Annotated in this window: 10 protein-coding genes; 2 read left to right on the forward strand and 8 right to left on the reverse strand. The window is 73.1% G+C overall.

Features of this window, described 5'->3' with window-relative positions:
• Nucleotides 1–6: 6 nt before the first annotated feature.
• Together HYE82_RS12425 and HYE82_RS12430 are read right to left on the reverse strand one after the other, a co-directional pair.
• Complete coding sequence (locus HYE82_RS12425) at nt 7–1,197, reverse strand: aminotransferase class V-fold PLP-dependent enzyme (RefSeq protein WP_179174058.1); 1,191 nt, start codon at nt 1,195–1,197, stop codon at nt 7–9.
• 211 nt (nt 1,198–1,408) lie between these two features.
• The gene (locus HYE82_RS12430) at nt 1,409–3,136 is read right to left on the reverse strand and encodes a glycoside hydrolase family 71 protein (protein ID WP_256987120.1); all 1,728 of its coding nucleotides are present in this window, start codon (nt 3,134–3,136) and stop codon (nt 1,409–1,411) included.
• A 262-nt stretch (nt 3,137–3,398) separates the two neighbouring features.
• On the opposite strand from HYE82_RS12430, the gene HYE82_RS12435 reads away from it, so the two are divergent.
• Complete coding sequence (locus HYE82_RS12435; protein ID WP_179174059.1) at nt 3,399–3,854, forward strand: hypothetical protein; 456 nt, start codon at nt 3,399–3,401, stop codon at nt 3,852–3,854.
• Between the two features lie 39 nt (nt 3,855–3,893).
• Here HYE82_RS12435 and HYE82_RS12440 read toward each other — a convergent pair whose 3' ends face one another.
• The 6 genes from HYE82_RS12440 to HYE82_RS12465 form a co-directional block, all read right to left on the reverse strand.
• A complete protein-coding gene (locus tag HYE82_RS12440) occupies nt 3,894–4,715 on the reverse strand; it encodes a type II toxin-antitoxin system PemK/MazF family toxin (protein WP_179174060.1) in 822 nt (273 codons plus the stop codon).
• Nucleotides 4,716–4,974: 259 nt separating this feature from the next.
• A complete protein-coding gene (locus HYE82_RS12445; protein ID WP_179174061.1) occupies nt 4,975–7,200 on the reverse strand; it encodes an NADP-dependent isocitrate dehydrogenase in 2,226 nt (741 codons plus the stop codon).
• A gap of 258 nt (nt 7,201–7,458) precedes the next feature.
• Complete coding sequence (locus HYE82_RS12450) at nt 7,459–7,812, reverse strand: DUF805 domain-containing protein (protein WP_179174062.1); 354 nt, start codon at nt 7,810–7,812, stop codon at nt 7,459–7,461.
• Nucleotides 7,813–8,201: 389 nt separating this feature from the next.
• The gene (gene corA / locus HYE82_RS12455; protein WP_179174063.1) at nt 8,202–9,284 is read right to left on the reverse strand and encodes a magnesium/cobalt transporter CorA; all 1,083 of its coding nucleotides are present in this window, start codon (nt 9,282–9,284) and stop codon (nt 8,202–8,204) included.
• A 99-nt stretch (nt 9,285–9,383) separates the two neighbouring features.
• Nucleotides 9,384–9,776: a molybdopterin-binding protein gene (locus tag HYE82_RS12460; protein ID WP_179174064.1), complete on the reverse strand. Its 393-nt coding sequence runs from the start codon at nt 9,774–9,776 to the stop codon at nt 9,384–9,386.
• A gap of 9 nt (nt 9,777–9,785) precedes the next feature.
• Nucleotides 9,786–10,739, reverse strand: a complete 954-nt coding sequence (locus HYE82_RS12465) for a LysR family transcriptional regulator ArgP (RefSeq protein ID WP_179174068.1) — start codon at nt 10,737–10,739, stop codon at nt 9,786–9,788.
• Nucleotides 10,740–10,808: 69 nt separating this feature from the next.
• Here HYE82_RS12465 and HYE82_RS12470 point away from each other — a divergent pair, with 69 nt between their 5' ends.
• Nucleotides 10,809–11,432: a LysE/ArgO family amino acid transporter gene (locus HYE82_RS12470; protein ID WP_179174065.1), complete on the forward strand. Its 624-nt coding sequence runs from the start codon at nt 10,809–10,811 to the stop codon at nt 11,430–11,432.
• Nucleotides 11,433–11,525: the final 93 nt, after the last annotated feature.

The following is an 11,525-nucleotide window of genomic DNA, read 5'->3' on the forward strand; positions in this document are numbered from 1 at the left end:
GGCCGGTCACTTCAAGAGGGAGGGCAGGACGGCGGCGAGGCGTTCGTATTCCTCGGGGCGGTTGTACAGCTGCCCGCAGACGCGGATTCCCCCGCCGCCCGGCCACGGCCAGATCAGCACCCGTATGCCCTGCTCGGCCGCGATCCGCTCGCGCAGGGCGCGGGCCTCGTCCGGGGTTCCCGCCAACCCGGGCGGCAGGCGCAGGGAGCGCATGGCCAGGCCCTCGGTGTACGGCAGCGGGGTGATCCCGGGGTGTTCGGCGAGCAGGGCGGCCCCGTAGGCGGCGAGCGCGGAGTTGTGGGCCCGGGCCTTGGCGGCGTCGAGTCGCTGCAGGAGGTCGAGGCCCTCGGGGGCGGCGAGCCAGCCGGTGTAGTCGGCGGTGGCCCGGTTCTCCACGGAGCGTGGGAATCCGTGCGGGTCCTCCCAGGAGGGGACCAGCGCGCGGACCCGGCCGCGGTGGGCGGGGGCCACGGCGAGGACGGCGCTGCCGGAGGGGGCGTACCCCCACTTGTGCAGGTTGCCGAACCAGAAGTCGGCGCCGACGGCGAGCGGGTCGGCGAGCATGCCGGGGGCGTGGGCGCCGTCGACGACGGTGGTGATCCCGCGGTCGGCGAGGTCGGCGAGCAGCCGGGGCGTGGCGAGGACCCGGGCGGTGGGCGAGCTGATGTGGTCGAGGACGGCGACCTTCGTGCGGGGTGTCAGGGCGGCGAGCACGGTCTCGCGCACGGCGTCCTCGTCGGGCAGGGACGGGTCCAGGGCCACGGTGGTGACGGGGGCCCGGCGGGCGGCGGCCGCGGTGACGGTGCCGTAGCCGTGGTCGGTGACCAGGATCTCGTCGCCGTCGGCCAGCGGGACGGCGGCGAGGGCGAGGTTGGCGCCCTCGGTGGCGTTGGAGACGAACGCGATGCCGTCGGGGTCGGCCGCCAGGTGGGCGGCGATCCGGGTGCGGGCGGCCGCGATCCGGTCGGGGGCGCCGATGAAGAAGGCGTCGGGGTCGGCGTGCGCCTCCTCGCGCAGCACGGCCTGGGCCTCCTGGACCGGGACGGGAACGGCGCCGAACGAACCGTGGTTGAGGTGGGCGATGGCCGGGTCCAGGCGGAACAGCCCGGGCCCGCCGGGGAACACGGTCGGGGCCGGGGTTCCGGCCGGGCGGCCAGTCGGATCGCCGGTCGGTACGTCACTGGTCGGCTGAGTCACGGATCCTCCGCGGGAGTGGACGGTGCGGTCGTCCTCCGGATCATCGGTGGCGGCGGGGCGGCCCGGAAGGGCCAATCCCGCCAGGGTGGCCCACCTCGCGGCGGAGGGCCACCCGGACCGGCCGCGCGGGGCGGCGGCCGGAGGACCGGGAACCCGGGGCCGGGGCCCGGGGCCCGAGGCCCGGCGGCCCGGGGCCCGAGGCCCGGAGGCATCAGCTGCGGCCGCTGGTGACGGCGTGGTACTGGAGGTCCTGGACCTTGACCGTGCGCTGGACGGGCCGCGGCAGCTCCGCCCTGGCGCCCGTCTTCCCGCCGCGGACGACGGCCGCCGCACTCGTACCGGTCCGCAGCGGCAGCAGCCTGGAGTGGAGTCCGGCCGGGGCCTCGTACGTGCCCGTGGCCGGTCCCGTCCGGGTGCGGACGGTCGCCGGGGCCTTCAGGAAGCTGAGCACCTCCACCGCGTCGCGGGCCGCGGCGCTGCCCCTGCGCAGGGACATCACCACGGACTGGTCGCCGGTGGGGTCGGTGGCCGCGAACTGGGTGCGGGCCGTGACGTACAGGGTGTCGCGGACGATCTCCGGCCAGCTGCCCGTCTTGAACCGGGTCAGGTAGTACGAGGTCAGGTCCAGGTAGGCGTGGCCGTTGTGCACGGAGGGCGCGAACTGGGTCCCCTCGGAGTAGTCGTTCCAGGTGGTCAGCTGCACCCAGTCGGCTCCGTCCTCGATGGCGCGGTTCCAGGTGGTGCGCAGGGTGGCGGTGTTGCCCGCCTCGTCGAACACGCCCTGGTTGGGGCGGACGTCCTGGACGGACACGGGCTGCATCCACACCTTGCCCAGGTCGTGCGCCCGCCGTACGTCGCGGGCGGCGCCCTCCTGGCCGACGTAGCTGCGCGAGCCCCACTCGGAGAAGCCGTGGCTGATCGGCGCGAACCGCTCGTGGTGGGAGTCGAAGTCGAGGAAGGTCGGGACGAACGCGGCGCGTAGGCCGTGCCGGGACTTCAGCAGCTCCGTGAAGCGGCTCCACCAGGCCGGGTCCTTCGCCTCCGCCTTGAAGGGGGAGACGACGAGCCGGCCGTCGCCGAGGCGGTGGGCTGCGGGGGACGTGCCGAGCGCCGCGACGGCGTCGGCGAGGACAGCCGGGTCGTCGGTCTTCAGCGAGGTCATGTCCGGCATCAGCATGACCTTGAATTCGGGGTCGACCGAACGGGCCGCCTCCATCAGGAGGTTGGCACGGTCCCAGTTCTGCCCGCTGAGCGAGAGCAGGTCGAGGGTGAAGCCGTCGAGGCCGGCGGTGCGGGCGGTGCGCACCTCCTGGCGGAGGTTGGCGAGCTGCCAGTCGCCGCTCTTGGGCTTGACGGGCAGGGGCCGGTCGCGCAGCAGGCCGCCGTACCGCTCGTGCTTGCCGTTCTCGCCGTCGGGGTTGAGGTAGTTGCGGGTGTAGTAGTCCTTGTCGGCGGGCTCGTTGTCGAGGGACAGCGGGTACGGGGTGAAGTAGTGCGCGAACACCAGCTTCTTGCCCGCGCCCGCCGCGGCGCGCAGGGCGGTCGGCTCGGGCATGTCGAACGGGAGGGCGCCCGCGGGCCGGTGGTCGCCGGTGTCGCCGGCGTCCGGGGCCGGAGCCGGGCTCTTGCCGTTCCCGGAGCTGCCCCGGCCCGTACCGGGGTCGGGGGACGCCCGGCCGCCGGAGTCGGAGCCGCCGGGTGCGACGGACCGGGGCTCGTCGATGCCGGGCACGGCGGAGTCCTGCCCGGCTCCGGCCGTGAACGGGTCCAGGGCCATGCCGGCCGCGCACACGCCGAGGAGCAGGAAACCGGACAGCAGCAGGGCCACCAGGGGCCGGCCGCGGAAGCCCCGCGGGCGCCGGTGCGAGGCGCGCGGCCGCTCGGATCGGGTTCCGGCCTGCCGCTGCGCGCGGCGGCCCGCTCTCCGGTCCGCTCTCATCGTGGGTGCCCTCCCTGAGACATGCCCGGGCGTCCGGACTGAAGAGCAGTAGAGCCGATTACCGACTTCCGGACAACCGTTCCTCCCTGCGCGTACAGCCCTCGGCCCAGCAGTGTTACGCCGGGCGCCGACAGGCGAACCGTTTCGCCGGATTGCCGCATTCCCCTGACACTGCGTCAGAGTTGGCGGATAATCAGCGACACGCGGCCCGATTCCACCCTTGGCCGCGCATGGACACGCATGCAATGGGGGCATCGTGCCGATGAGGGAATCAGGCCGTGCCGGGACGCTCCCGGCGACGTCCGACGAACTGTCCAGGCTGCTGACCGCCGTCCGGCGCGGCCGGGTGCTGACGGTCACCGGGCGGTTCAGGGAGCCGCGGAGCCTGCTGGTGCAGGAGATCGCCGAGCGGCTCGCGTCCAACTTCTGCGACGGCGCCGCCGTCGTCCGCGTCGACCGCGGCGTCTTCGGGATCCGCGAGCTCACGGCGGCCCTGGGCTGTGTCCCGGGACTGGCGTTCCTGCCGTGCGGGGCGGCGAGCACTCTGTCGTGGCTGGCGGAGCGGGACATGCTGCTCGTTCTGGACGGCGGCGAGTTCCTCACCCCGCAGGCGCTGTCCTGGCTCGGGGAGCTGCTCGCCGCGGCGCCCGGGGTGCGGATCCTGGCCGCCGGACGGGGGCCGCTCGGCCTCGCCGGGGAGCGCGTCCACCACCTCTGACGGACGTACGCGGCCCCGGCCCGGAGCACCGCGGCCCGGTCAGCCGCGGTGCCTGGCGAGCACCCGCCGCAGCAGCCGGGCGCCCGCACCGGCCTGCCCCGCCGATACGGGCGGCACCGGCCGCCGGGCCCGGAGCTGCGCCCACACCACGTCCGGGCAGCGGCCCTGGGGCCGGGACTTCAGGAACCTGCGGTACGGCACCACGCGCGGCTGCCGGCCGATCTCCACCCAGTGCGGGCGGCCGGACACCTCGTCCCAGCCCGTGTTCGGGATCCGGATGTGGTCGCGGCGCCCGTCCTTGTCCTTGCTGGTGATCTGCGCGACCTTCGCCCCGCCGGAGCCGGTCTCCAGCACCACGCAGTAGTGCCGCAGCTGCCGCTCCGGGTCCTCCCGCAGCGGCACCATGGCCAGCCACACCTCGCCCGGGAGGGGGCGCGCCCCGCGCCGCTCGTCCCAGCGGCGTACGACGAGGTGGACGACGAGGGCCGCCAGCCCGGCCGCGAGGCCCTCGACCGCGGCCCGCACGTTCCACGGCTGCCCGGCCACCCGCGCCTCGGCATAGAGCGCGACCCCGGCGACGGCGGCCAGGAGGACGGCGGCACGCAGCAGGAACAGCCGCCACAGGAAGCGCCCGCCCCGCCCCGCCACGGCGGTGAGCACGCACGCCGCAGCGACCGGGACACCGTGGACGACGGCCCACTGGCCGGCGCCCTGCACCTTCAGCGGCGGGCTCTGCCCGGCCAGCAGGTCCGGCAGCAGGACGGGGAGGGCCAGCAGGCAGCCGACCAGCCCCACGACGTTGAGCAGCAGGTAGCCCGCGCAGCCCATTCCCGCGCGGGAATTGTTGTCGCGACGTGCCACCAGGCCTCCCCCAGCTCCCGGGCCGCACGCTAATGCACGCGCAACACCGGCGCCAGGGGCCACCGTTGGCCAGCGGCGGCTCAGCGGAAACGGTCGTCGGGACGGATCACCAGGTCTTCCCGGCCGCGGCCGGGCCGCGGCCGGGAAGGTCTTCCGCGCCGACGGATACGGGTCCGCCCCGGCCGGCGGCTGCCGGCCGGGGCGGACCCGTGGATCACCTGCGCATGGCCTGCGGAGCCTCAGAGCGAGGCCGCCGGCTTCAGGCGAGGGTCGCGAGCGCCTGGTTGAAGGTCGCCGACGGACGCATGACGGCGGCGGCCTTCGCCGGGTCGGGCTGGTAGTAGCCGCCGATGTCGGCCGGGGAGCCCTGGACGGCGATGAGCTCGCCGACGATGGTCTGCTCGGCCTCGGTCAGCGTCTTGGCCAGCGGGCCGAAGGCGGCCGCCAGCTCGGCGTCGTCGGTCTGCTTGGCCAGCTCCTGCGCCCAGTACAGGGCCAGGTAGAAGTGGCTGCCGCGGTTGTCGATGCCGCCGACGCGGCGGGTCGGCGACTTGTCCTCGTTGAGGAAGGTGCCGGTGGCGCGGTCGAGGGTGTCGGCCAGGACCTGGGCGCGGGCGTTGCCGGTGGTGGTGGCGAGGTGCTCGAAGGAGGCGGCCAGCGCGAAGAACTCGCCGAGCGAGTCCCAGCGCAGGTAGTTCTCCTTGACCAGCTGCTGGACGTGCTTCGGGGCGGAGCCGCCGGCGCCCGTCTCGAACAGGCCGCCGCCCGCCATCAGCGGGACGACCGACAGCATCTTGGCGCTGGTGCCCAGCTCCAGGATCGGGAACAGGTCGGTCAGGTAGTCGCGCAGGACGTTGCCGGTCACCGAGATGGTGTCCTCGCCGCGGCGGATGCGCTCCAGGGAGAACTTGGTGGCCTCGACCGGGGACAGGATCTTGATCTCCAGGCCCTCGGTGTCGTGCTGCGGCAGGTACGCGTTGACCTTCTCGATCAGCTGCGCGTCGTGGGCGCGGGCGGAGTCCAGCCAGAAGACGGCCGGGGCGCCGGTGGCGCGGGCGCGGGTGACGGCCAGCTTGACCCAGTCCTGGATCGGCGCGTCCTTGGCCTGGCAGGCGCGGAAGATGTCGCCCTCGGACACCTCCTGCTGCAGGACGACGTTGCCGGCGGCGTCGACGAGGCGGACGGTGCCGGCCGCGGCGATCTCGAAGGTCTTGTCGTGGGAGCCGTACTCCTCGGCCTTCTGCGCCATGAGGCCGACGTTCGGGACGGAGCCCATGGTCGACGGGTCGAAGGCGCCGTGCGCCTTGCAGTCCTCGATGACGGCCTGGTAGACGCCGGAGTAGCTGCTGTCCGGGAGGACGGCGAGGGTGTCGGCCTCTTGGCCGTCCGGGCCCCACATGTGGCCGGAGGTGCGGATCATGGCCGGCATCGAGGCGTCGACGATGACGTCGGACGGGACGTGCAGGTTGGTGATGCCCTTGTCCGAGTCGACCATGGCCAGGGCCGGGCCCTCGGCGAGCTCGGCGTCGAAGGAGGCCTTGATCTCGGCGCCCAGGCCGTGCGGGATGGACTCCAGGCCGTTCAGGATGGCGCCGAGGCCGTCGTTCGGGGACAGGCCGGCGGCGGCCAGGACCTCGCCGTACTTGGCGAAGGTCTGCGGGAAGAAGGCGCGCACGACGTGGCCGAAGACGATCGGGTCGGAGACCTTCATCATCGTGGCCTTGAGGTGCACGGAGAAGAGCACGCCCTCGGCCTTGGCGCGGGCGACCTGCTCCGACAGGAAGGTGCGCAGGGCGGCGACGCGCATGACGGAGGCGTCGACGACCTCGCCGGCCAGGACCGGGACGGACTCGCGCAGGACGGTGACGGCGCCGTCGGCGGCGACGTGCTCGATGCGGAGCGTGCCGTTCTCGGCGACGGTGGCGGACTTCTCGGTGGAGCGGAAGTCGTTGTCGCCCATGGTGGCGACGTTGGTCTTGGACTCGGCGGTCCAGGCACCCATGCGGTGCGGGTGGGCCTTGGCGTAGTTCTTGACCGAGCCCGGGGCGCGGCGGTCGGAGTTGCCCTCGCGCAGGACCGGGTTCACGGCGGAGCCCTTGATCCGGTCGTAGCGGGAGAGGATCTCGCGCTCCTCGTCGCTCTTCGGGTCGTCCGGGTAGTCCGGGAGCGCGTAGCCCTGGCCCTGGAGCTCGGCGATCGCGGCCTTCAGCTGCGGGATCGAGGCCGAGACGTTGGGCAGCTTGATGATGTTGGCTTCCGGCTTCTTCGCCAGCTCGCCGAGCTCGGCGAGGGCGTCGGCGATGCGCTGGCCCTCCTCCAGGTACTCGGGGAAGGAGGCGATGATGCGACCGGCCAGGGAGATGTCACGGGTCTCGACATTCACACCGGCCGTCGACGCGTAGGCCTGGATCACAGGCAGGAAGGAATACGTCGCGAGGGCCGGGGCCTCGTCAGTGTGCGTGTAGATGATGGTCGAGTCAGTCACCGGATGCTCCGCTCCACAGTCTGCGTCTCACGTCTGCAAGATTGCTCGACATCAAGATATCTCGTGATCGGGCCGGTCTGGACAGTCCCCTGCCCGATGCGTCGCGAGACGCTTGTCACCCCTGTGACCGGTGCGGCGTACCGACCGGCGGCTTCACCGGTCCTGCACAAGGCGAGAGCGCCGCCCGCGGCTGTCTCCAGCCGGGGGCGGCGCTCAGGCGTTCGGACGTACCGGCCTGCGGGCCGGCGTACGGCCGGGTCAGGCCTGGAGGGCCTTCGGGTTCGGGCCGTACTGGTTCGGCTGCGGCTGGCCCTCGGTGGCGAACAGGACGAGGAGCCAGATCGAGCCTATGAGGGGCACCAGGCAGATGAAGTACCACCAGCCGGACTTGCCGAGGTCGTGCAGGCGGCGCACGGACAGGGCGAGCGTGGGGACGATGATCGCCACGACGTAGATGCCGTAGAGGACCATGTTCGCGCCGATGACGGCGTCGACGATCGCGACGACGATCGCGACCGCCATGTTGAGCAGGAAGAACATCCAGAACTCCTGCCGGCGGGCGCGGCCGGAGAAGACGGCGTACTTCTTCAGAACGTCGGTGTAGTGGTGCACGAGTCCCCCCAGAGGACGGATTGACGGCCCGTCCTGCTGGAGCAAGCCGGGGCAGAACTTATGCCCCCCTTACGTCATGGTCAAGCCACTTCCAGCGCAGGCGGAATGAGAGATTCCGATGTCGTGGGCGACCGTTTTCGCCGTCCACGGGGGCCACTTGGAACGCACCGGTGATGCCAGGTCACACGACGTGACGAAATAAGGTGGCGGAAAGTGTTCGGTGAGGCACGAGTACCGATTTACCCCCTTCGCGGGCAGCCGAGGCCCGTGGCCGCCGCCGGGCCCGGCAACCGGCGGATCACATCACTCCGGTGCCCACATCGTTACGCCGCCGCGACCTCGCCGTGGCCAGGCCCGCCGGGGCCGCACCGAGGGCCGGCGGCGCCCGGTCAGAGCCAGCCGTTGCGGCGGAATCCGCGGTGGATGAGGAAGCACGCCACGCCCATCACACCGAGGACGGCCGGATACCCGTACGTCCAGTGCAGTTCGGGCATGTGGTCGAAATTCATGCCGTAGACCCCGCAGACCATCGTCGGCACGGCGACGATGGCCGCCCACGCCGTGATCTTCCGCATGTCCTCGTTCTGGGCCACCGTCACCTGGGCGAGATGGGCCTGCAGGATGGAGTCGAGCAGGGCGTCGTACCCGTTGAGCTGGTCGGTAGCGCGGGTCAGGTGGTCGGCGACGTCGCGGAAGTACGCGCGGGCCTCCGCCGGCACGGCCTGTATCGGCTGCGTGGCCAGCTGCTCCAGGGGGCGGGCCAGCGGGGCCACCGCCCGGCGCAGCTCCAGCAGTTCGCGCTTGAGCTGGTAGATGCGGCCCGCGTCGCCCCGGGCTCCGGTGTCGCTGAACACGGCGGTCTCGACGGCGTCTATGTCGTTCTGCACGGCGTCCGTGACGGCCACGTAGTCGTCGACGACGTGGTCGGCGATGGCGTGCAGAACGGACGCCGGGCCCTTGGCCAGTTGCTCCGGAGCCGCTTCCAGGCCCTCGCGGACCGGGCCGAGCGTGCCGCGGCCGCCGTGCCGGATGGTGATGACGAAGTCGTCCCCGGTGAAGACCATCAGCTCGCCGGTCTCCACCACGTCGCTGGTCGCGGTGAGTTCCTCGTGCTCCACGTAGCGCACGGTCTTGAAGACGGCGAACAGTATGTCGTCGTACCGCTCGACCTTCGGGCGCTGGTGGGCGTGCACGGCGTCCTCGACGGCGAGCGGGTGCAGGCCGAAGAGCTTGGCCAGCCCGGCGAGTTCCTCCTGTGTCGGCTCGTGCAGGCCGATCCACACGAAGCCCTCGCCCGTCCTGCGGACCCGCCGCAGCGCCTCCTCGACCTCGGCGCAGCCGTCCTGGCGCACCCCGTCCCGGTAGACGATGCAGTTGACCACCGCGCTGCCGAGCGGGGAACGGACCGGGTGGCTCAGGTCGACGGCCCGCCGGTAGCCGCGGCGCACCGCCCGGCGCAGGTTGCTGAACATGGACAACGGTGTACTTCCCTTCGGCGGATCAGCAGCCAGTCTGCCACCGCGGCAGCCGGCCCCACCCCGTCCGGCCTTCCGCCCCCGCGTCCCGCCCGGTCAGGCGCGGTCGACGAACACGCTCGTCGCCTTCACCCGGGCCACGGCCCGCGCCCCCACCTCCAGGCCCAGCTCCTCCACCGCCTCGCGGGTCAGCAGCGAGACCACCCGGTGCGGTCCGGCCTGAATCTCCACCTGGGCGTCCACGATGCCGAGTTTGACCGCGGTGACGATGCCGGGGAAGGCGTTGCGGACCGAGGTGTTCGGCATCTCCTCGGCCTCGGCCGCCTCCTGCGCGACCTGGACGCAGAATGCGGCGAGGTCCGGCCCGTCCACCATCCGCCGCGCGCCTTCCCGCCGGGTGGGGAACCGCTCGGCGTCCGCCCACCGCCGGGCCGTGTCGACGCTCACGCCGAGCAGCCGGGCTGCCTGGCCGATCGTGTAGGAGTCCATGGCCGCAGCCTACGGGCCGGGTGGCGCCTGGGGTGCCGCCCCGGGCAGGAGTTCCTCGGCCGCGGTGGCCGCGACCACTTCCGCCACGAGCGACAGGGCCGGCGAGTCGAGCTTCCACTGCTGCCAGTACAGCGGCACGTCCAGGGGTCGCCCCGGCACCAGCAGGACCAGCTCGCCCGACCGGAGCAGCGGCTCCGCCTGCGGCTGCGGCACGAGCCCCCAGCCCAGTCCGGCGGCGACCGCGTCGCAGAAGCCCTCCGACGTGGGCACGTGGTGCCGCAGCGGACCGGCCCCGGCGTCCTCGTCGCCCGTCAGCGCGCGCAGGAACACGTCCTGGAGCACGTCCCGCCGGTCGAAGACGATCACCGGCGCCCGGCGCAGCGCCTGCGCCGGCTCCGGTTCCGGTTCCGGTTCCGGCCCCGCAAGGTGGCGGGCGACGAACGCGGGGCTCGCCACCGGCAGGTACCGCGCCAGGCCCAGCCGCCGTACGGTGCAGCCCGCCACCGGATCGGGGGAGGAGGTGACGGCCGCCATGACCTGGCCCTCCCGCAGCAGGGCGGTGGTGTGCGACTCGTCCTCCCGGTGCAGCTCGAAGAGGACCGGAGGGTCCTGCGGAACGCGGGTCAGGGCGGGCAGGAACCAGGTGGCGAGGGAGTCCGCGTTGACGGCGATGGGCAGCCGCACCGGCCCGCCCCCGGCCTGCGCCATCCCGAGTTCGGCCCGCGCGTCGCGCTCCAGGCGGGCCAGCTGCCGGGCGAAGCGGACCACGATCTGACCGGACTCGGTCGCCCGGACCGGCTTGGTGCGCATCAGCAGCACCCGCCCGGTCCGCTGTTCGAGGGCCTTGACCCGCTGGCTGACCGCCGAAGGGGTGACGTGCAGGGCGGCTGCGGCCGCGTCGAACGTGCCCTCGTCCACGACGGCGAGGAGGGTGCGCACCTGGTCCAGGGGAAGCTCGTCCATCACGATTGCTAAGGGTACGTAAAAATCTTTAGCTGTACTGCTTTCCACGCCGCTCATATGGTCGAACGCATGACACACGGCCTCATCGCGGCGGCTCTCGCCGGCTTCGGCACCGGACTCTCGCTCATCGTCGCCATCGGCGCGCAGAACGCCTTCGTCCTGCGGCAGGGGGTGCGCCGCCATGCCGTCCTCGCGGTGGTCGCCATCTGCGCCCTCTCCGACGCCGCCCTGATCGCCCTCGGGGTCGCCGGGGTCGGCGCCTTCGTCACCGCCTGGCCCGCCGCGCTGACCGTGGTAGGCCTGGCCGGCGGCACCTTCCTGGTCTGCTACGGAGTCCTCGCCGCCCGCCGGGTGCTGCGGCCGGTCCCCGGCGCCGTCCTGCAGACCGAGGGGGCCACCGCTGCCTCCCGCCGCCGGGCCGTCCTGACCTGCCTGGCCATGACCTGGCTCAACCCGCACGTCTACCTGGACACCGTGCTGCTGCTCGGCTCGCTCGCCGCCGACCGCGGCGACCTGCGCTGGGCCTTCGGCATCGGGGCCGGCCTGGCCAGCCTGATCTGGTTCACCGCCCTCGGCTACGGTGCCCGCCTGCTCAGCGGCCTGCTCTCGCGCCCCAAGGCCTGGCGGGTGCTGGACGGCCTCGTCGCGGCGACCATGGTCACCATGGGCGGGATGCTGCTGGCCCGCGCCTGACCGCCGCAGACGCGGGGCGCCGGGCCGGGCGTGCCCCGGCCCGGCGCGGGGTACGCACACCTCCGCCTCCGCACGACCACAGGAGTCCCCGTG

Origin of the sequence: Streptomyces sp. BR123 (assembly GCF_013401435.1) — a bacterium.
GTDB lineage: Bacteria > Actinomycetota > Actinomycetes > Streptomycetales > Streptomycetaceae > Streptomyces.